9 protein-coding genes are annotated in these 21,904 nt (G+C 64.6%); 4 read left to right on the top strand and 5 right to left on the bottom strand.

Annotation, left to right across the window (positions count from 1 at the left end; all coding sequences use genetic code 11):
• Window positions 1–208: 208 nt before the first annotated feature.
• The 4 genes from AC07OT_RS30435 to AC07OT_RS30420 form a co-directional block, all read right to left on the bottom strand.
• Window positions 209–970 carry an enoyl-CoA hydratase/isomerase family protein gene (locus AC07OT_RS30435; protein ID WP_495109827.1) on the bottom strand — a complete coding sequence of 254 codons (762 nt, stop codon included), beginning with the start codon at window positions 968–970 and terminating at the stop codon, window positions 209–211.
• On the bottom strand, window positions 967–2,124 hold the full coding sequence (atuD, locus tag AC07OT_RS30430) for a citronellyl-CoA dehydrogenase (RefSeq protein WP_281113702.1): 1,158 nt from the start codon (window positions 2,122–2,124) through the stop codon (window positions 967–969). Before atuD ends, AC07OT_RS30435 begins: the two co-directional genes overlap by 4 nt.
• Before the next feature lie 16 nt (window positions 2,125–2,140).
• The gene (locus tag AC07OT_RS30425; protein WP_495109826.1) at window positions 2,141–3,757 is read right to left on the bottom strand and encodes an acyl-CoA carboxylase subunit beta; all 1,617 of its coding nucleotides are present in this window, start codon (window positions 3,755–3,757) and stop codon (window positions 2,141–2,143) included.
• A 101-nt stretch (window positions 3,758–3,858) separates the two neighbouring features.
• A complete protein-coding gene (locus AC07OT_RS30420) occupies window positions 3,859–5,637 on the bottom strand; it encodes an acyclic terpene utilization AtuA family protein (protein WP_495109825.1) in 1,779 nt (592 codons plus the stop codon).
• 153 nt (window positions 5,638–5,790) lie between these two features.
• On the opposite strand from AC07OT_RS30420, the gene AC07OT_RS30415 reads away from it, so the two are divergent.
• Window positions 5,791–6,414 (top strand): TetR/AcrR family transcriptional regulator, encoded by a 624-nt coding sequence (locus tag AC07OT_RS30415; protein WP_065927221.1) that lies wholly within the window; start codon window positions 5,791–5,793, stop codon window positions 6,412–6,414.
• A gap of 93 nt (window positions 6,415–6,507) precedes the next feature.
• A complete protein-coding gene (locus AC07OT_RS30410) occupies window positions 6,508–7,296 on the top strand; it encodes a substrate-binding periplasmic protein (RefSeq protein ID WP_495103228.1) in 789 nt (262 codons plus the stop codon).
• A 2-nt stretch (window positions 7,297–7,298) separates the two neighbouring features.
• On the opposite strand, the gene AC07OT_RS30405 is transcribed toward AC07OT_RS30410, so the two are convergent.
• Entirely contained in the window at window positions 7,299–7,850 is a 552-nt protein-coding gene (locus tag AC07OT_RS30405; protein ID WP_005789991.1) for an RNA polymerase factor sigma-70, read from the bottom strand.
• A gap of 302 nt (window positions 7,851–8,152) precedes the next feature.
• Between AC07OT_RS30405 and AC07OT_RS30400 the strand changes: the two genes are divergently transcribed.
• The gene (locus AC07OT_RS30400; RefSeq protein ID WP_098478967.1) at window positions 8,153–8,905 is read left to right on the top strand and encodes a thioesterase II family protein; all 753 of its coding nucleotides are present in this window, start codon (window positions 8,153–8,155) and stop codon (window positions 8,903–8,905) included.
• Between the two features lie 51 nt (window positions 8,906–8,956).
• Entirely contained in the window at window positions 8,957–21,853 is a 12,897-nt protein-coding gene (locus tag AC07OT_RS30395; protein WP_495109824.1) for a non-ribosomal peptide synthetase, read from the top strand.
• Window positions 21,854–21,904: the final 51 nt, after the last annotated feature.

Raw genomic sequence — 21,904 nt, 5'->3', positions numbered from 1 at the left:
CGAGTGGTGGGGCAAGAGCCCTTTGGTTACTTTGGGGCTTTTCCAAAGTGACCCGCCGTAAGGGCGGAACCAATAGCCGCCGTTACCGCAGCAACGGATATGTACTCGCTCAAAGCCAACGACATGGTCGGCCCGAAGGCCGCCACGGCAGCAAGCGCCCTCGCCACAGACCACAGAAAATTGTGTAGATACTCATGCTCAGCGGGCGTCACTTGCACCACCCAGGCTTGCGCTTCTGCACAAACGCCTGCGTCCCCTCGATCCCTTCTGCACTGGTCACTGCTTCGGCAAACCACTGCGCCGCCTGGTCCAGCAGCGGCCCCAGGGGCTGCTCCACGCTGGCCAGCAACAGCGCCTTGGTACGCGCATTGGCGCCTGGGGCGCAGCGCAGCACCTGCCCCAGCACCTCATCCAGACGTTCGGCCAACGCCTGCGGATCGGTCTCGGTGAAGTGCACCAGCCCCAGCCGTTGAGCTTCCAGCCCATCGAACCGCGCCGCCGTCAGCGCCAGTCGCCGCGCCTGGGTCAGGCCGATACGCTTGACCACAAACGGTGCGATCTGTGCCGGCAGCAACCCCAGGCTGGTCTCCGGCAAACCGAACTGCGCCTGGTGATCGGCAATTGCGATGTCACTCACGCAGGCCAGGCCAAACCCACCGCCCAGCACCGCGCCTTGCAGCACCACGATGACCACTGGCGACACGGCTTCCACCGCTTGCAGCAACGTGCCGAACGCCCGGTTCAGGGCCTGCAATTGATCGCCGGCGCTGACCAGGTCCTTCACATCGGCACCGGCGCAAAAATGCCCGCCTGCGCCGCTGATCACCACCGCGCGCACCTGGCTGTCCAACCCGGCCAGCACCGCGCGCAGTTCGTTGACCATTTCCAGGCTCATGGCATTGCGGCATTCGGGCCGGTTGAGGGTGATGTGCAACACGCCGTTGTGGGGTTCGAGCAGCAGGGTATTCATGGCTTTTTCCCCGGCAAAGTGCCCATCAACTTGCAGATGATGCCCAGCATGATTTCATCGGCGCCGCCGCCAATCGACACCAGGCGCACATCGCGATAGGCGCGGGCCACCGGGTTGTCCCACATGAAGCCCATGCCGCCCCAGTATTGCAGGCAACTGTCGCTGACTTCGCGGCCGAGGCGCCCGGCCTTGAGCTTGGCCATGGAGGCCAGGCGAGTCACGTCCTGGCCCTTGATGTACTGCTCGGTGGCCTGGTAGACCAGTGCGCGCAGGCATTCGATTTCGGTGGCCAGTTCGGCCAGGCGAAAGTGGATCACCTGGTTGTCGATCAGCGCCTTGCCGAAGGTCTGGCGCTCCTTGCAGTACTCGACGGTGCTGTCGATGCAGTACTCCAGGCCTTTGATCATATTGGCCGCGCCGAACAGGCGTTCTTCCTGGAACTGCAGCATCTGCATCATGAACCCCGCGCCTTCGTGGCCGATGCGATTGCGCTGGGGCACGCGCACGCCGTCGAAGAACACCTGGGCGGTCTCGGAGCTGTGCATGCCGAGTTTTTCCAGGGGCGGGCTGACGCTGATCCCTGGGGTGTTCATCGGCACCATGATCAGCGACTTATTGATATGCGGCTTGTCGTCGGAGGTGTTGGCCAACAGGCAGATAAAGTCGGCGCTGGGCGAGTTGGTGATCCACATTTTGCTGCCGTTGATCACATAGTCGTCGCCGTCCTTGCGCGCATGGGTTTTCAACCCGGCCACGTCGGAACCGGCGCCGGTTTCCGAGACGCCGATGCAACCGACCTGCTCGCCGCTGATGGCCGGGCGCAGGAATTCGTCGCGCAACTCATCGGAACCGAAGCGGGCGAGGGCAGGGGTGCACATATCGGTCTGCACGCCGATGGACATGGGGATGCCGCCGCAGCGGATGGTGCCGAACTCTTCGGCGGCGACGATCGAGTAGCTGTAGTCCAGGCCCATGCCGCCGAATTGTTCCGGTTTGGAAATGCCCAGCAAGCCGAGGTCGCCGGCCTTGCGGAAGATGTCGTGGATGGGGAAGCGCCCGGCCTTTTCCCATGCGTCCACATGGGGGTTGATCTCGCGGTCGACGAAGGCACGGACGGTGCGGCGCAATTCCTGATGTTCCTGGGTGAAGATCATTGTTCTTGTTCTCCGGTTAGAAGCGCGCGATGCCGAAGCTGTTGGGCTGCAACTCGCGGACGTCGGCCTCGTGACAGATATCCAGCAGAAAGCCGAGTAAGGTACGGGTATCCCGTGGGTCTATCAGCCCGTCATCCCACAGGTTCGCGCTGCCATAGAGGGCGGTGGACTGGCTGTCGAGTTTTTGCGCGGTGACCTGTTCGAGCATGTCCAGCACCTTGGGATCCGGCACCAGGCCGTCTTTCAATTGCTTGGCCTCGGTGACGATCCGCAGCACCTTGCCCGCCTGGGCACCGCCCATCACCGCCGTGCGGCTGTTGGGCCAGGCGAAGATAAAACGCGGGTCCAGGCCGCGACCGCACATTGCATAGTTGCCGGCGCCGTAGGAGCCACCGACCACCACCGTGAGTTTAGGCACCCGTGCGTTGGCCACCGCCTGGATCATCTTCGCGCCATGCTTGATCACCCCTTGCTGCTCCGCTTCGGTACCCACCATGAAGCCGGTGGTGTTGTGCAGGAACAGCAGCGGTGTGCGGCTCTGGTCACACAGCTGGATAAACTGCGCCGCCTTGCTCGCGCCCTTGGGCGTGATCGGGCCGTTGTTGCCGATCACGCCGACAGCGCGGCCCTGGATGTGCAGATGGCCGCAGACGGTATGGGCGTCGAACGCTGCCTTGAACTCGAGGAACTGCGAACCGTCGGCCAGGCGCGCGAGGATCTCGCGGACATCGTAGGGCTTTTTCGGGTCAGCGGGGATCAGCCCCAGCAGGTCGTCGATGGGGTACAGCGGCTCGGCGTAATTGCGTTTGGGCGTCAACGGCAGGCGCTCATCCCATGGCAACAGGCTGACGATTTCACGCACGATGCGCACGCCGTCGGCGTCGTTTTCCGCCAGGTATTCAGCGGTGCCGGCGATCTGTGCATGCATTTCGGCGCCGCCCAATTCTTCATCGGTGGCGACTTCACCGGTCGCCGCCTTGAGCAGCGGCGGGCCGGCAAGGAACAGCTTGGCCTTGCCGCGCACCACCACCACGTAATCCGACAGCCCTGGCTGGTACGCGCCCCCCGCCGTGGCCGAGCCGTGCACCACGGTGATCTGCGGCAAGCCCATGGCGGACATGCGCGCCTGGTTGGCAAAGCTGCGCGCGCCTTCGACGAAAATCTCCGCGGCATAGTTGAGGTTGGCGCCACCGCTTTCGGCGAGGGTCACCACCGGCAGTTTGTTGTCCATGGCGATCTGTTGCAGGCGCAGGGATTTTTTCAGGCCTGAGGGCGAAACGGTGCCGCCCTTGATCGCGCTGTTATTGGCCACCACCAGCATGCGCACGCCGCTGACGTAGCCGATCCCGGCGATCAACCCACCGCCGGCGGCGCTGCCGTCCTTGTCATCATGCAGCTTGTAGCCGGCCAGGCTCGCCAGTTCCAGGAACGGCGCGCCAGGGTCCAGCAGCAGGTTGAGGCGCTCGCGGGGCAGCAGTTGGCCGCGTTTTTCGAACTTGGGCCTGGCCTCCTCGGCCTTGCCCAGCAGGGTCTGTTCCAACTGGCGCAGGTGTTGGATGCCTTCCAGCATGGCGGCGCGGTTCTGGGCGAACTGCGGGCTGTGGGGATCGATCAGGCTGTCAATCAGCGGCATGGTTTATTGCTCCGCCTTGTGTCGCGGCCGCTGACGATCACGGTGTGACCCTGGAACAGGCCGGCTTTGAAGATCGAGTCGAAGGCCACGGCGACGCTCCTTTATGTGAGTTGATCGGCGATGTGTTGCGGCACGGCGATGGGGATTTCCAACAGCTGCTGGGCGAAGGCCTTGCCCTGGGGGTCGATGCGCAGGCTGGCGATGCCGCCGCCGCCCAGGGCGTTTTCCAGCAGGAAATTGAGGCTGTGGCTGCCGGGCAAATACCAGCGTTCAACGCGGCCGTGCACGGGGTCGAGCACATGGCCCATCCAGTCGACGAGCACCTCTGGCGTCAGCGCTTCGGCAATCCACGGCAGGTACTCGGGGGCGCGGGCGATGACCCCGATATTGCTGTGGTTGCCCTTGTCGCCGGAGCGTGCCACGGCGAGTTTCACCAGCGCCACGCTGGCGTCGGCGCGCCCCTGGGGTTTGGGCGGATCCATCGGGGCGGCAGGCAGGATCGGCGCGTCGGCGATGGGCAGCGTGCAGACGTGGCGTTGACCCTGGAAGTCGACTACCACCTCGCAGGCGGCCTTATCGATCAGGAACGAGAACAAGCGGATCAGCGGGTAGACCGTCGGCCGCCCACCGACAATCCCGGTCAGCCCCGGCGCCATGCCCGTGGCCGCCTGGGCGATCTCGCGGGCGAACAGCACCAGCGCCGGCTTGCTGGGGTGGCGCACCGCCAGCTTGACCACCACCTCGCGGCAGTCGTGGCGCAGGGCGCGGGGGCCATACGTCGCTTCGCTGCCCAGCAGTTCGATATTCACGTCGGTGTAGGGCGCCCAGCCGCGCTGGCTGAACAGTTCCGAGGTCTTGTTGATGATCGCCTGGCTGACCCGCTCGGCCTTGGCCACCGCGTCTATCCCGGCGATCAGGCAACTGGCGGTGCAGCGAAAGCCTTCCGGGTACGTGGCGCTGACCTTGTACTGGTGCGTTGGCGGCAACCCCTTGGCGCCGTGCAGGCGTACGCAGTTTTTGCCTTGCTGCTGCAACTTCACCTGGCTGAAATCGCAGATCACATCGGGCAGCAGGTACGCGTGTGGGTCGCCGATTTCATACAGCAGCTGTTCGGCCACGCTCAGTTCGCTGATCAGGCCACCGCTGCCCTCGACTTTATTGACCGTGAACTGGCCATCGGCATTGACTTCGACGATGGGAAAGCCTATGTGCTCGTAGTCGGGCACGTCGCGCCAGTCGGTGAAGTTGCCACCGGTACACTGTGCGCCGCATTCGATGATATGCCCGGCCAACGCGGCCTGGGCCAGGCGGTCGTAGTCCTGCCACGACCAACCGAATTCATGCACCAGCGCTGCGCTGACCACCGCGCTGTCGACCACCCGGCCGGTGATGACGATGTCCGCGCCCAGTTGCAGCGCCTGGGCAATGCCCGGTGCGCCGAGGTAGGCATTGGCCGATACGCACAGGGGCGGCAGCGGCGCGCCGTTGAACATGTCGGTGATGCCGTGCAGGTGCTTGAGCCGGGGGTGCAGGTCATCGCCCAGCAGCACGGCGATTTTCAACGGCACCTGGGCTGTATCGCAGGCAGCTTGCAGGGCGGCGGCGCAGGCTTGGGGGTGGATGCCGCCGGCATTGCTGATCACGCGGATGCCCTGGCGCTGGATCTCGGCCAGCAGCGGTGTGAGCACCTCGACGAAATCCGTGGCGTAGCCGGCCTGGGGATCTTTCATCCGTGCACCGGCGAGGATCGACATCGTGACTTCCGCCAGGTAGTCGAACACCAGGTAGTCCAGCTTGCCGCCGTGCACCAACTGCGCGGCCGCGCTGCAGGTGTCACCCCAGAAGGCGCTGGCGCAGCCGATACGAACCGTCTTGCTCATGAGAAATCCTTCCTCGAATGGCTGGTAACGAGACTACCAAGCAAGCGCTTGGTTTGTAAACTCCGGTCACAAGTTTTGCCCAAGCGCTTGCTTGGGTGACTGGCACGGCCTAAATTGCCGGCCAAGACGTCAGTAGAAGTAGAGGAGAGCAGCATGGATGAGCACAAAGCCCTGCGGGTGATGCGCACCATGGTCGACGGCGGCCAATTGACCGACCCCGACAGTGCCCGGGGCAAGTTGCTGCAAACCGCGGCGCACCTGTTTCGCAACAAGGGCTTTGAACGCACCACCGTCCGCGACCTGGCCAGTGCCGTGGGCATCCAGTCCGGCAGTATCTTTCATCACTTCAAGAGCAAGGACGAGATCCTGCGCGCGGTGATGGAGGAAACCATCCACTACAACACCGCCTTGATGCGTGCCTCGCTCGAGGAGGCGAGCACCGTACGCGAACGTGTGCTGGCGCTGATTCGCTGCGAATTGCAGTCGATCATGGGCGGCAGCGGCGAGGCCATGGCGGTGCTGGTGTATGAATGGCGTTCGCTCTCGGCCGACGCCCAGGCCCAGGTGCTGGCGTTGCGCGATGTGTACGAAGACATTTGGCTGCAGGTGTTGGGCGAGGCCAAGGCGGCAGGTTACATCAAGGGCGATGTGTTTATTGCGCGACGCTTCCTCACCGGAGCCTTGTCCTGGACCACCACCTGGTTTCGCGCCGAGGGCAACCTGACCCTGGAGCAATTGGCCGAAGAAGCCTTGTTGATGGTTTTGAAGGCCGATTGAGGCGCAAGCTATTAATTTGCCGATGGAAAGTTGTCTAGCTGGACAAAAACGCCTAGCTTATCGACATCGATGTATTGAACGGTGTGTGCCTTGATGTTATCGCCATGGCGGTTGGCTGCAGGACTTACTTTATGGGTACTCGGCACCGCAGCGTGGTTGCCGGCTTCGGCTGCGCAACTGGTGCGCATCGGCGCGGCGCATTTTCCGCCCTACACCGTGCGCCCGGAGCAAGGCGCCGACACCGGTCTGTTGCCTCAATTGGTGGAGGCCCTGAACGCCTCGCAAACCGACTATCAGTTTGTGCTGGTACCCACCTCCATCCCCCGGCGTTTTCGTGATTTCGAACAAGGCCGTGTCGACATGGCCATCTTCGAAAATCCCGATTGGGGCTGGCAGAAGGTTGCCCACACCAGCATCGACATGGGCCTGGAAGATGCGGAAATCTTCGTCGCCCAGCGTGAGCCCGGTCGAGGCCAGGACTATTTCGCCGACCTTGCCGGGAAACGCCTGGCGGTGTTCAGCGGCTATCACTACGCCTTTGCCAACTTCAACCCCGACCCCAAGTACTTGGCCGAGCACTTCAACGCCACCTTGACCTATTCCCATGACAGCAACCTGCTGATGGTTGCGCGCGGGCGTGCGGACATCGCCTTGGTAACCCGTTCGTACCTGAGTGACTTCATGGTGCGCAATGCGGATATGGCCGGGCAGTTCCTGGTCTCGGAGCGCATCGACCAGGTCTATCACCACTACGCGTTGCTGCGGCCCAAGGCGCCGATCACGGGCGAGGCGTTTTCGGCGTTGCTCAAGCGCTTGCGCGACAGCGGCGAGATGCTGAAGATTTTCGAGCCGTACCGCATCGATGTGATGGCGGTACCCTGAGGTCACACCCGCCGTGCAAACGTATCGCTATGGCTGCCGGACACCTTGCGGCAGTGCACCAGCGCATCGCGAATCATGAAGTTCACCAACGTCGGTGAAACCCCCAGTTCCTTGGCAATGTCCTTTTGCGGCACACCGTGCAGGCGGTACATCTCGAACGCATAGCGGGTGCGCTGGGGCAACTCCGTCAGGGCGTCGGCGATGTTTTCCAGGGTGTTGAAATTGATGTGGGAGGTTTCCGGTGAAGCGCCGTGAATGACCACATTCAAGCCTTCCTCTTCCGTCCCGGAATATTTGAGTTCCAGGGCCTGCTTGCGGTAGTGATCGATCGCCAGGTTGCGCACGATCTGGAACAGATAACTCAGTTGGGCCTTGAACGATGACGTGATCGTCGGCGCCGATTGCAGGCGGAAGTAGGCGTCCTGCACTACATCTTCGGCACGGGAGCGGCACCCGGTAATACGTGCCGCAATCTTCACCAGAATCAGTCGATTGTCGACAAATGCCTGGAGAAGCGGTGAGTCGCACCTGCCTGTGGATACTTGTTCCGTCATGGAAATCACCTTGTCGCAAAAGAGGTTAGGGGAGGGCGTCCTTGCTGAGGCCTCCTACACATCGGGCAACAAATTATGCTGAATGATAATGATTGTCAAATGAGAAGGCGAACTAATCTTATGCTTTCTTGTTAGGTGTGAACCACGTCTCGCAGGTACCCGGCGACTAATTATTTGCCGGTGCCGTCCGTTCTTCTGGGTGACAGGGCCGTTAGTAAAGCGGCCAAGGATCAGCACCCGCAGGAGGACGACATGGGTTTTTATCGTGCACACAGCGTGTTTCAGTTTGGAGTCGTCGCGGGATGACTACGCCGACTCGACTGCGCCTGTTCTGCCTGCCCTATTCGGGCGCCAGCGCCATGGTTTACGCGCGTTGGCGCCGCACGTTGCCGGAGTGGCTGCAGGTGTGCCCGCTGGAATTGCCTGGACGGGGCATGCGCATGGACGAGCCTCTGCAACGCGATATCAAGGCCTTGGCGGCGCAGCTCGCGGAGGAAATCAGTCGCGACTTGAGCGGCCCTTATGCGTTGTTCGGCCATAGCCTCGGCGGTCTGCTGGCCTTTGAATTGGCCCACGCGTTAAAGGCACGGAATGTCCCTGCGCCGCTGGCGCTGTTCGCCTCCGGCACGGCCGGTCCGGCTCGCCGCGATGTCAGCGAATACGCCATCGAAAAGACCGACGCGCAACTGATCGCCCGCCTGCGCGAACTGCAAGGCACTGCCGAAGAAGCCCTGGCCAATCCCGAGCTGATGCAGTTGATGCTGCCGATCCTGCGCGCCGATTTCCTGCTGTGCGGCAGCTTCACCTACGGCGAGCGCAAGCCGCTGGACCTGCCGATCCATGTGTTCGGCGGCAAGCAGGACAGCGTGCGCGCCGACCAGTTGCTCGACTGGCAGCTCGATGCCGCCAGCGGTTTTTCCCTGGACATGTTCGACGGCCACCACTTTTTCCTTATCCAGCACGAAAGCGCCGTATTGCGCTGCGTGCGGCGCTACGCCGACGAACACCTGGCCCGCTGGCGCAATGGCGCGGCGCGGCAACTGGCCGCCGGCTGATCGCTCTCCCATTCCCGAATTTCCCGTAAGCCGATTTCAGGCAGGAACCCCATGATGGACGCCTTCGAACTTCCCCGCACCCTGGTCGAGTCCCTTCAACGTCGCGCCGCCCAGGCCCCGGACCAGGTCGCCCTGCGCTTCCTCGCCGAGTCGGCCGAGAACAACGTGGTACTCAGTTACCGTGACCTGGACCAACGCGCCCGCACCATCGCCGCCGCCCTCCAGGCCAATGCGGCACAGGGCGACCGTGCGGTGCTGCTGTTCCCCAGTGGCCCGGACTACGTCGCGGCGTTCTTCGGCTGCCTGTACGCCGGGGTGATCGCGGTGCCGGCCTACCCGCCGGAGTCCACCCGCCGTCATCACCAGGAGCGTTTGCTGTCGATTATCGGTGACGCCGAACCGCGTCTGCTGCTGACCATCGCCAGCCTGGCCGAGGGCCTCGCGCAGATCGAAAACGCGCCGCCGGTGCTGAGTGTCGACACCCTCGACGCACAGATCGCCAGCGCCTGGAGCGCCCCCGACCTGCAACCCGACGACATCGCCTTCCTGCAATACACCTCAGGCTCCACCGCGTTGCCCAAGGGCGTGCAAGTCAGCCACGGCAACCTGGTAGCCAACGAAGTGCTGATCCGGCGCGGCTTTGGCATCGACCTGAACCCTGACGACGTGATCGTCAGCTGGCTGCCGCTGTACCACGACATGGGCCTGATCGGCGGCCTGCTGCAACCGATTTTCAGCGGCGTGCCGTGCGTGTTGATGTCGCCGGCCTATTTCCTCGGCCGGCCATTGCGCTGGCTCGAAGCGATCAGCGAATACCGCGGCACCATCAGCGGCGGGCCGGATTTCGCCTACCGCCTGTGCAGCGAGCGGGTCAGTGAGTCGGCCCTGGAACGCCTGGATTTGAGCAACTGGCGCGTGGCCTATTCCGGCTCCGAGCCCATCCGCCTCGACACCCTCGAGCGCTTCGCCGAGAAGTTCGCCGCCTGCGGGTTTACCTCGGATAGTTTCTTCGCCTCCTACGGCCTGGCCGAAGCCACCCTGTTCGTCGCCGGCGGCCGGCGTGGCCATGGCATCCCGGCGCTGCGCGTCGACGAGCAGGCCCTGGCCGCCAACCGCGCCGAGCCTGGGCAGGGCAGTGCGATCATGAGTTGCGGCACCTCCCAGCCGGAACACGCGGTGCTGATCGCCGACCCGCACACACTGAGCGAGCTGGCCGACAACTGCGTCGGCGAACTCTGGGCCAGCGGTCCGAGCATCGCCCACGGCTACTGGCGCAACCCAGAGGCCAGCGCCAAGACCTTCGTGCAGCATGCCGGCCGCACCTGGCTGCGCACAGGTGACCTGGGCTTTATCCGCGAGGGCGAGGTGTACATCACCGGTCGCCTGAAAGATCTGCTGATCGTGCGCGGCCATAACCTGTACCCCCAGGACATCGAACAGACCATCGAGCGCGAAATGGAAGTGGTGCGCAAGGGCCGGGTCGCGGCGTTTGCGGTGAATGACAACGGCCTGGAAGGCATCGGCATCGCCGCGGAAATCAGCCGCAGCGTGCAGAAGATCCTGTCGCCTGAAGCGCTGATCAAAGCCATCCGCCAAGCCGTGGCCGAGGCCTATCAAGAGGCGCCGTGCGTGGTGGTGTTGCTCAACCCCGGCGGCCTGCCCAAGACCTCCAGCGGCAAGGTGCAGCGTGCGGCGTGCGCGCTTCGGCAGGCCGACGGCAGTCTCGACTGCTACGCACAGTTCCCCGATCTGCACGCCCAGGCGAGCGCTGTTGCGCTGGAATCCGAACTGCAAAGTCGGATCGCCGCGATCTGGTGCGAGCAGTTGCAGGTCGCCACGGTGGCGGCCGACGACCACTTCTTCCTGCTCGGCGGCAACTCCATCACCGCCACCCAAGTGGTCGCGCGCCTGCGGGAAACCCTCGGCCTGGAGTTGAACCTGCGCCTGCTGTTCGAGGCGCCGACGTTGTCCGGGTTCGCCGCCGGCGTGGCGCAACTGCAACAGGACGGCGGCATTGCCCAAGGTGCGATCCGCCCGTTGTCGCGCCAGGACGAACTGCCCCAATCCCTGGCCCAGAACCGCCTGTGGATTACCTGGCAACTGGACCCGCAAAGCAGCGCCTACACCATCCCCGGCGCCCTGCGTCTGCGTGGCGAGCTGGATGAAGACGCGCTGCGCTCAAGCTTCCAGTACCTGATCCAGCGCCACGAAGCCCTGCGCACCCGCTTCTATGAGCGCGATGGGCAGGGCTTCCAGCGTGTGGAGGCCACCAGTGATTTCGACCTGCAGGTTATCGATCTCAGCGACTTGCCCGTCGCCGAGCGTGAGGCCCGCGCGCAACAGATCCGTGAGGACGAAGCCCGAACCCTGTTCGACCTGGAACAAGGCCCGCTGCTGTGGGTGACCCTGGTGCGCCTGGACGAGGACGATCACCAGTTGCTGGTGACCCTGCACCACATCATCGCCGATGGCTGGTCGTTGAATATCCTCATCGACGAGTTCTCGCGCCTGTACGCCGCCGCAAGCCAGGGCCAGACCCTGGCGTTGCCGCCACTGGCCTTGCAGTACGCCGACTACGGCAGCTGGCAGCGCCAATGGCTGGCCGACGGTGAAGGCCAGCGCCAACTGGCGTACTGGAAAGCGCAACTGGGGGACGAGCACCCGACCCTGAGCCTGGCCACCGACCACCCGCGTGCGGCCCGGCAACGCCACAGTGCGTCGCGCCATAGTGTGCGCCTGAGTGTCAGCCTCAGCGAGGCGATTCGCCAGACCGCCCAGGCCCACGAGTCCACGCCGTTCATGCTGTTGCTGGCGGCGTTCCAGACCTTGCTCTACCGCTACAGCGGCCAGCGCGATATCCGCATCGGCGTGCCCAACGCCAACCGCCCGCGCCAGGAAACCCAAGGCCTGATCGGCTTCTTTATCAACACCCTGGTGCTGCGTGCCGAGCTGGACGGGCGCCTGCCTTTCACTGAGCTGCTGGCCGCCACCCGCCAGACTGCACTGGGCGCCCAGGCCCATCAGGACCTGCCGTTCGAGCAACTGTTGGAAGCCTTCCCGCAAGCCCGCGAACAGGGCCTGTTCCAGGTCATGTTCAACCACCAGCAACGTGACCTCAGCGCCTTGCGCCGCCTGCCGGGCATGCTCGCCGACGAGCTGCCCTGGCACAGCCGCGAAGCCAAGTTCGACCTGCAACTGCACAGCGAAGAAGACCGCAACGGGCGCCTGAGCCTGTCCTTCGACTACGCCGACGAACTGTTCGACAGCGCGACCATCCAGCGCCTGGCCGCGCACTTCATCCACCTGCTGCAGGCCGTGTGCGAACAACCGCAACAGGCCATCGGTGACCTCCCGCTGATGCCGCAGGACGAACAGCAAGCGTGGAACCAGGCGCCATGTGCACCGGCTCAACAATGGCTGCCCGAACTGCTCAATCAACACACCTCGGACAACACCGCGCTGGTCTGGCAGGACGGCAGCCTGACCTTTGCCCAACTGCACACCCAGGCCAACCGCCTGGCCCATTACTTGCGCGACAAAGGCGTCGGCCCGGACGTGTGCGTAGCCATCGCCGCCGAACGTTCGCCGCAACTGCTGGTGGGCCTGCTGGCGATCATCAAGGCCGGTGGCGCCTATGTGCCGCTGGACCCGGATTACCCTGCCGAGCGCCTGGCCTACATGCTCAAGGACAGCGGCGTGCACCTGCTGTTGACCCAGACCGCATTGCTGGACCGCGTGCCGAGTGCCGAAGGCGTGTGCGTGATTGCCATGGACAGCCTGCACCTCGACAGCTGGCCGACCCAGCCGCCCGGCCTGCACCTCGATGGCGACAACCTCGCCTATGTGATCTACACCTCCGGCTCCACCGGCCAGCCCAAGGGCGTGGGCAATACCCATGCGGCCCTGGCCGAACGCTTGCAGTGGATGCAGGCCACCTATCAACTCAATGACAGCGACGTGCTGATGCAAAAGGCACCGATCAGTTTCGACGTGTCGGTGTGGGAGTGCTTCTGGCCGTTGATCACCGGCTGCCGCCTGGTGCTGGCCGGCCCTGGCGAACATCGTGACCCGCATCGCATTGCGCAACTGGTGCAGGAGCACGGGGTAACCACCTTGCACTTTGTGCCGCCGCTGTTGCAGCTGTTTATCGATGAACCGCTGGCGGCCGAATGCACCAGTCTGCGTCGGCTGTTTTCCGGCGGCGAAGCCTTGCCCGCCGAGTTGCGCAACCGTGTGTTGGCACAGTTGCCGGCAGTGCAGTTGCACAACCGCTATGGCCCGACCGAGACCGCGATCAACGTCACCCACTGGCAGTGCACGGCCGCAGACGGCGAGCGCTCGCCGATTGGCCGGCCGCTGGGCAATGTGATCTGCCGCGTGCTGGACGAGCAGCTCAATCCGTTGCCGGCCGGTGTGCCGGGTGAGCTGTGCATCGGCGGGATCGGCCTGGCACGCGGGTATCTCGGACGTGCCGGGTTGACCGCTGAACGGTTTGTCGCCGATCCACTGGGCGAGGGCGGCGCACGCTTGTATCGCACCGGTGACCGCGCGCGCTGGAGCGCCGACGGCGTGCTCGAATACCTGGGCCGCCTTGATCAGCAGGTCAAGCTGCGCGGCTTCCGTGTGGAGCCCGAAGAGATCGAAGCGCGCCTGCTGGCCCTGGACGGTATCGCCCAGGCCGTGGTGCTGGTGCGCGACGCGCAGTTGATCGGTTACTACACCGCCAGCACCGCGCTGGATGAACAGGACGTCAAGGCCGCGCTGGCCGCCGAACTGCCGGAGTACATGGTGCCCGCGCTGTTGATGCGCCTGGACGCCATGCCCCTGAGCCCCAGCGGCAAGCTCGACCGCCGTGCCTTGCCGGCACCGGTGTGGCAAACCCGCGAACATATCGAGCCGCAAACCGCGTTGCAGCAACAGATCGCGGCGATCTGGCGCGAAGTGCTCGGCGTGCCGCTCCTGGGTCTGCGCGATGACTTTTTCGCCCTCGGCGGCCATTCGTTGCTGGCCACGCAAATCATCTCCCGCACCCGCCAGGCCTGCGACGTCGAGTTGCCGTTGCGCACGTTGTTCGAAGCCAGCGAGTTGGGCGCTTTTGCCGAGCAAGTGGCGCTGATCCAGGCCTCCGGCCAGCGCAACCAGCAGACGGCAATTGCCCAGGTCGACCGCAGCCAGAAGGTGCCGCTGTCCTATTCCCAGCAGCGCATGTGGTTCCTCTGGCAGATGGAACCGGACAGCCCGGCCTACAACGTCGGCGGCATGGCACGCCTGCGTGGCGTGCTGGATGTGGGGCGTTTCGAGGCGGCATTGCAGGCCTTGGTCATGCGCCACGAAACCCTGCGCACCACGTTCCCGAGTGTCGACGGCGTGGCCTATCAAAAGGTGTCGGCGCAGACCGGCCTGCGCATGGGCTGGCAGGATATGTCGGCGTTGAACGAAGGCGAGCGCGAGCAGCGTTTGCAGCAACTGGCCGACCACGAGGCGCACACCCCGTTCAACCTGGAAGCCGGGCCACTGCTGCGCGCGTGCCTGGTCAAGGCCGGTGAGCGGGAGCACTACCTGGTGCTGACCCTGCACCATATCGTCACCGAAGGCTGGGCCATGGACATCTTTGCCCGTGAACTCAGCGCGCTGTACGAAGCCTTTATCGATGAGCGCCTGTCACCGCTGGCGCCGTTGCCGGTGCAGTACCTGGACTACAGCGTGTGGCAACGCCAGTGGCTGGAGTCCGGCGAACGCCAACGCCAATTGGACTACTGGACCGCGCAACTGGGCAACGAACATCCACTGCTCGAATTGCCCGGCGACCGCCCACGGCCACCGGTGCAAAGTCACCGGGGCGAGCTGTACCGCTTCGACCTCAGCGACGATCTGGCCGCCCGTGTGCGTGCCTTCAACGCCGAACGTGGCCTGACCCTGTTCATGACCATGACCGCCACCCTGGCCGTGTTGCTCTATCGCTACAGCGGCCAGACCGACCTGCGTATCGGCGCGCCGGTGGCCAACCGCATTCGCCCGGAAAGCGAAGGGCTGATCGGCGCGTTCCTCAACACCCAGGTGCTGCGTTGCCAGCTCACGGGGCAGATGAGTGTTGCCGAGCTGTTCGAGCAGGTCCGTCACACCGTGATCGAAGGCCAATCCCATCAGGACCTGCCGTTCGATCACCTGGTGGAAGCCCTGCAACCGCCGCGCAGCGCGGCGTACAACCCGTTGTTCCAGGTGATGTGCAACGTGCAGCGCTGGGAATTCCAGCAGAGCCGCCAACTGGCCGGCATGACCGTCGAATACCTGGCCAACGATGCTCGCGCGACCAAGTTCGACCTCAACCTGGAAGTCACCGACCTCGACCACCGCCTGGGTTGCTGCCTGACCTACAGCACCGATTTGTTCGATGAACCGCGCATCGCGCGCATGGCCGAGCATTGGCGCAACCTGCTCGAAGCGTTGATCGCCAACCCGCAACAACGCCTCAGCGAACTGCCGTTGCTGACCGCCACCGAGCAACGCGCGTTACAGGACAGCCTGGGCGTGGAGGCGGGCGAGCATCGTCTCGACCAGTGCCTCCAGCAACTGTTCAGCCAGCAGGCGCTCAAGCGTGGCAATGCCCCGGCGCTGACCTTTGCCGGTGTCACCCTCACCTACGCCGAACTCGACGCCCGCGCCAACCGCTTGGCCTGGATGCTGCGCGAGCGCGGCGTGGGCCCGCAGGTGCGGGTCGGCCTGGCGCTGCCGCGCTCGCTGGAAATGGTCATCGGCCTGCTGGCGATCCTCAAGGCGGGTGGCGCCTATGTGCCGCTGGACCCGGAATACCCGCTGGACCGCCTGCACTACATGATCGAAGACAGCGGCATCGGCCTGTTGCTCAGCGATGCGGCGATGTTCGACGCCCTCGGCGAATTGCCGGCGACCGTGGCCTGCTGGTGCCTGGAAGATGACTTGCCGGTGCTGGCCAATTACCCCGCCGACGAGCTGCCGTTTATCAGTTTGCCGCAACATCAGGCCTATCTGATCTACACCTCCGGCTCCACCGGTAAACCCAAGGGTGTGGTGGTGTCCCACGGTGAAATCGCCATGCATTGCCAGGCCGTGATCGAGCGCTTCGGCATGCGCCCGGACGATTGCGAGCTGCATTTCTATTCGATCAACTTCGACGCCGCCACCGAGCGTCTGCTGGTGCCGCTGCTCAGCGGTGCCCAGGTGGTCCTGCGCGCCCAGGGCCAGTGGGATGCCGAGGAAATCTGCGGGCTGATCCGTACCCATCGCATCAACATCCTCGGTTTTACCCCGAGCTACGGCAGCCAGTTGGCGCAGTGGCTGGCAACCCAGCACCAGACCTTGCCGGTGCGCATGTGCATCACCGGCGGCGAAGCGCTGACCGGCGAACACCTGCAGCGTATCCGCGCGGCGTTCCAGCCCGAGGTGTTTTTCAATGCCTATGGGCCGACCGAAACCGTGGTGATGCCCCTGGCCAGCCTGGCGCCGCAGCAGTTGGACGAGGGCGCCGCCAGCGTGGCGATCGGCAGCATCATCGGCGACCGCGTGGCCTATATTCTCGACGCCGACCTGGCCTTGGTGCCGCAAGGCGCGACCGGCGAGTTGTATGTCGGCGGCGCCGGTCTGGCCCAGGGTTACCACGAACGTCCGGGGATGACGGCCGAACGGTTTGTCGCCGACCCGTTTGCCCGCCAGGGCGGTCGCCTGTATCGCACCGGCGACCTGGTGCGCCAGCGCGCCGATGGCCTGGTGGAGTACCTGGGGCGTATCGACCATCAGGTGAAGATTCGCGGTTTTCGGATCGAGCTGGGCGAGATCGAAACCCGCCTGCTGGAACATGCTGCCGTGCGCGAAGCGGTGGTGCTGGCACTGGATTCGCCGAGTGGCAGGCAACTGGTGGCGTACCTGGTCAGCGACGCCGACCACGGCACCTTGCGTGAGGCGCTCAAGGCCCATCTCAAGGCGCAACTGCCGGACTACATGGTACCCGCGCACCTGATCGTACTCGACAGCATGCCGCTGACCGCCAACGGCAAGCTCGACCGCCGCGCCCTGCCGCAACCCGATCCCGAGGCCAATCGGCAACAGTACGTGGCGCCGCGCAACGAGCTGGAAAGCACCTTGGCGGCGATCTGGTGCGCGGTGTTGAACGTGCAGCAGGTCGGCCTCGACGATAACTTCTTTGAACTGGGCGGCGATTCGATCCTGTCGATCCAGGTGGTCAGCCGTGCGCGGCAGGCGGGGATTCACTTCAGCCCCCGCGACCTGTTCCAGCACCAGACCGTGCAAACCCTGGCCGGGGTGGCCACGCGCTCCGAGCAGGTCAGCGCCGAGCAAGGCGTGCTTACCGGCGCTTCGGGCCTTACACCGATCCAGCACTGGTTCTTCGACACCGATATTCCCGCGCGCCAGCACTGGAATCAGGCGCTGGTGCTCAAGCCGCTGCAACTGCTCGAGCCTCATCGCCTGGAGCAGGCGCTGCTGGCGGTACTCGAGCACCACGACGCCCTGCGCCTGAGCTTTACCCGGCGCGATGCGCAATGGCATGCCGAACACCTGGCCGTGCCCAAAGGCGGCGTGCTGATGCAGGCGCAAGTGCGCGACATGCAACAGTGCACCGCGCTGTTCACCGACACCCAGCGCAGCCTCGACCTGGAGCACGGCCCGCTGGTGCGCGCCTTGCTGGTGGATGGCCCCCAAGGCCAGCAACGCTTGCTGATCGCGATCCATCACCTGGTGGTGGACGGTGTGTCGTGGCGCGTGTTGCTCGAAGACCTGCAAAACGTTTACCGCCAGCTCAGCGACGGCCAGTCCGTCAGCCTGCCGGCCAAGACCAGCGCTCTGCGCGATTGGGCCGCGCGCTTGCAGGCGTACGCCGGCAGCGAATCCCTGCGTGAAGAGTTGAGCCTGTGGCAGGACCGGTTGGCCGGCCCTGACGCGGCATTGCCCGTGGCCCACCCGCACGGTTCGCGGCGCAACCGCGATGCCGACACCGTCAGCGTGCGCCTGGATGCCGAACACACGCGCCAGTTGCTGCAACAGGCGCCGAGCGCCTACCGCACCCAGGTCAACGACCTGCTGCTGACCGCCCTGGCCCGTGTGCTGTGCCGCTGGAGCGGGCACGGGTCGGCGCTGATCCAGCTCGAAGGCCATGGCCGCGAAAGCCTGTTCGACGACATCGACCTGACCCGCAGCGTTGGCTGGTTCACCAGCGCTTACCCGCTGCGCCTGACCCCGCAAACCGGGCAGGGCGACTCGATCAAGGCGATCAAGGAACAGCTGCGTGCGGTGCCCCATAAAGGTTTGGGCTATGGCGTGCTGCGTTACCTCGCCGATGACCTGTGCAAACAGAGCATGGCCGCCTTGCCGAGTGCGCAGATCACCTTTAACTACCTTGGCCAGTTCGATCAAAGCTTCGGCGCCGATGCACTGTTCCATCCGCTGGACGAATCGGCGGGCCTGGCCCATGACCCGGACGCGCCGCTGCCCAACGAACTGAGTGTGGACAGCCAGGTGTACGGCGGCGAACTGGTGCTGCGCTGGACCTTCAGCCGCGAACGCCACGACCCACAGGCCATCCAGGACCTGGCGCAGGCCTACCTGGCCGAACTGCAAGCGTTGGTCGCCCATTGCCTGGAGGACAACGCCGGCGGCCTCACGCCGTCCGACTTCCCCCTGGCGCACTTGAGCCAGTCGCAGCTCGACAGCTTGCCGGTACCGGCCGGCGCCATCGAAGACGTGTATCCGCTGACCCCGATGCAAGAGGGCCTGCTGCTGCACACCCTGCTCGAGCCGGGCACCGGCCTCTACTACATGCAGGACCGCTACCGCATCAACAGCGCTCTGGACCCCGAGCGTTTCGCCCAGGCCTGGCAAGCGGTGATCGCTCGCCACGAAGCCTTGCGCGCCTCGTTCTGCTGGAACGTCGGCGAAGACATGCTGCAAGTGATCCACAAGCCGGGCAGCACGCCGATCGAGTACCTGGATTGGAGTGCCGACCAGGAAGGTGAACAGGAACCGCGCCTGCAAGCACTGCTCAAGGCCGAGCGCGAAGCCGGTTTCGATCTGCTCAACCAGGCGCCGTTCCACCTGCGCCTGATCCGCGTCGGTGAAGCGCGCTACTGGTTCATGATGAGCAACCACCACATCCTGATCGATGCCTGGTGCCGCTCGCTGTTGATGAATGACTTCTTCGATATCTACATGGCCCTCGGCGAAGGTCGTGAAGCGCAGCTGGCCACGCCGCCGCGCTACCGCGACTACATCGCCTGGCTGCAACGCCAGAACCTGGCCGAAGCACGCCAGTGGTGGCAGCAGAACCTGCAAGGGTTCGAGCGCACCACGCCGATCCCCAGCGACCGGCCGTTCCTGCGCGAACATGCCGGCCACAGTGGTGGCATGGTGGTGGGTGACTGCTACACCCGCCTCGACGCCCGTGACGGTGCGCAACTGCGCGAACTGGCCCAGGCCCATCAACTTACCGTCAACACCTTTGCCCAGGCGGCCTGGGCCTTGGTGCTGCGACGCTTGAGCGGCGAGCGTGACGTGCTGTTCGGCGTCACCGTGGCCGGGCGCCCGGTGGAAATGCCCGAGATGCAACGCACCGTCGGCCTGTTTATCAACAGCATCGCGCTGCGGGTGAAGCTGCCCGAAGACGACCAGCGTTGCAGCGTACGCCAGTGGTTGAACGCGTTGCTCGACAGCAATATGCAACTGCGCGAGTACGAATACCTGCCGCTGGTGACGATCCAGGAACACAGCGAACTGCCCAAGGGCCAGCCGCTGTTCGACAGCCTGTTCGTGTTCGAAAACGCCCCGGTGGAAGTCTCGGTGCTGGACCGCGCCCACAGCCTGAATGCCACCTCGGACTCCGGCCGCACCCACACCAATTTCCCGCTGACCGCCGTGTGCTACCCGGGGGATGACCTCGGCCTGCACCTGTCCTACGACCAGCGTTACTTCGACGAAACCACCGTGCAAGGCATGCTCGGTGAATTCAAGCGCCTGCTGCTGGCGCTGGTGCAGGGCTTCCATGGCGACATGGCCGACCTGCCACTGATGGGCGAACAGGAACGCGCGTTCCTGTTGGACGGCTGCAACCAGAGCGAACACGCCTACCCGCTGGAACGCAGCTATATCGAGCTGTTCGAAGCCCAGGTGAGCGCGCATCCGCAGCGCATCGCGGCCCGTTGCCTGGACCGGCAATGGACCTATGACGAACTGAACCGGCGCAGTAACGGCCTGGGTCATGCACTGATTGCGGCGGGCGTCGGCCTGGACCAACCGGTGGCGTTGTTGGCCGAGCGCAGCCTTGACCTGCTGGGCATGATCATCGGCAGCTTCAAGGCCGGTGCCGGTTACCTGCCGTTGGACCCGGGCCTGCCGAGCCAGCGCCTGAGCCGCATCATCGACCTGAGTCGCACACCGTTGCTGGTCTGCACCGAAGCGTGCCGCGAGCAGGCCATCGAGCTGCTGGACGGCGTCGATTGCCAGTTGCTGGTCTGGGAAGACGTGCCTGCCCGTGGGGAAAATCCGGGCATCTACAGCGGCCCGGACAACCTTGCCTACGTGATCTACACCTCGGGCTCCACCGGCCTGCCCAAAGGCGTGATGGTCGAACAGCGCGGCATGCTCAATAACCAATTGAGCAAGGTGCCGTATATGGACCTGACGCCAGCGGATGTGATCGCCCAGACCGCCTCGCAAAGCTTCGATATTTCCGTGTGGCAATTCCTCGCCGCGCCGCTGTTCGGCGCACGGGTGGATATCGTGCCGAACAGCATCGCCCACGATCCGCAGGGCTTGCTGGCCCATGTGCAAGCACATGGCATCACTGTATTGGAAAGCGTGCCGTCGCTGATCCAGGGCATGCTTGCCCAGGATCGCGTCAGCCTGGACGGTTTGCGCTGGATGCTGCCGACCGGTGAAGCGATGCCGCCGGAGCTGGCGCACCAGTGGTTGTTGCGTTACCCGGACATCGGCCTGGTCAACGCCTACGGCCCGGCGGAATGTTCGGACGATGTGGCGTTCTTCCGCGTCGACCTGGCGTCCACCCGTGGCACTTACCTGCCGATTGGTACGCCGACGGACAATAACCGTTTGTACGTGGTGGATGGTGCGCTGGAATTGGTGCCCCAGGGGGCGGTCGGTGAGCTGTGCGTGGCCGGCACCGGGGTGGGCCGCGGATATGTCAGCGATCCGCTGCGCACCGCCCAGGTGTTTGTGCCGAACCCTTTCGGCGCACCGGGCGAGCGCCTGTACCGCACCGGCGACCTGGCACGGCGGCGCAGCGATGGTGTGCTGGAGTACGTCGGGCGTATCGACCATCAGGTGAAGATTCGCGGCTACCGCATCGAGCTGGGTGAAATCGAAGCGCGCCTGCACGAACAACCGCTAGTGCGCGACGCGGCAGTGGGCGTGCAGGAAGGCGTCAACGGCAAGCATCTGGTGGGTTACGTGGTGGCCGCCGATGAAAGGCTGAGTCCGGGCGAACGCCTGGACCGCATCAAGCAACGCCTGCGCGCCGAACTGCCGGAGTACATGGTGCCGCTGCACTGGCTCTGGCTCGAGCGCCTGCCGCTCAACGCCAACGGCAAACTCGACCGCAAGGCCCTGCCGGAACTGGAGATCGGCCAGTTGCACAGCCAGGACTACCTGGCGCCACGCAACGAACTGGAAAACACCTTGGCCGCGATCTGGGCCGAGGTGCTGAAAGTCGACAGGGTCGGCGTGCAGGACAACTTCTTCGAACTGGGCGGCCACTCGTTGCTGGCCACGCAGATTGCCTCGCGCGTGCAGAAGACCCTGCAGCGGGATGTGCCGCTGCGGGCGATGTTCGAATGCAGTACGGTGGCGGAGTTGGCCGAGTACATCGAGGGGCTGGCGGCCAATGAGATCAGTGCAGAGAAGGTGGATCGGTTGAGTGATTTGATGGCGGAGTTGGAGGGGCTCTGATCTTCGCTGTCTGTCAGGACGCCATCGGGGCTTGCCCCCGATGGCGTCAGA

It is taken from the genome of Pseudomonas sp. GW821-FHT09C10, assembly GCF_059418085.1.
This window is presented reverse-complemented; position numbering and strand designations above follow the sequence as displayed.

Excerpts from the sequence above, each read along its gene's own strand:
- AC07OT_RS30410 (WP_495103228.1), top strand. The coding sequence starts at position 6,508 with ATGTTATCGCCATGGCGGTTGGCTGCAGGACTTACTTTATGGGTACTC.
- AC07OT_RS30400 (WP_098478967.1), top strand. The coding sequence starts at position 8,153 with ATGACTACGCCGACTCGACTGCGCCTGTTCTGCCTGCCCTATTCGGGC.
- AC07OT_RS30415 (WP_065927221.1), top strand. The coding sequence starts at position 5,791 with ATGGATGAGCACAAAGCCCTGCGGGTGATGCGCACCATGGTCGACGGC.
- AC07OT_RS30420 (WP_495109825.1), bottom strand. The coding sequence starts at position 5,637 with ATGAGCAAGACGGTTCGTATCGGCTGCGCCAGCGCCTTCTGGGGTGAC.
- AC07OT_RS30425 (WP_495109826.1), bottom strand. The coding sequence starts at position 3,757 with ATGCCGCTGATTGACAGCCTGATCGATCCCCACAGCCCGCAGTTCGCC.
- AC07OT_RS30405 (WP_005789991.1), bottom strand. The coding sequence starts at position 7,850 with ATGACGGAACAAGTATCCACAGGCAGGTGCGACTCACCGCTTCTCCAG.
- atuD (WP_281113702.1), bottom strand. The coding sequence starts at position 2,124 with ATGATCTTCACCCAGGAACATCAGGAATTGCGCCGCACCGTCCGTGCC.
- AC07OT_RS30395 (WP_495109824.1), top strand. The coding sequence starts at position 8,957 with ATGATGGACGCCTTCGAACTTCCCCGCACCCTGGTCGAGTCCCTTCAA.
- AC07OT_RS30435 (WP_495109827.1), bottom strand. The coding sequence starts at position 970 with ATGAATACCCTGCTGCTCGAACCCCACAACGGCGTGTTGCACATCACC.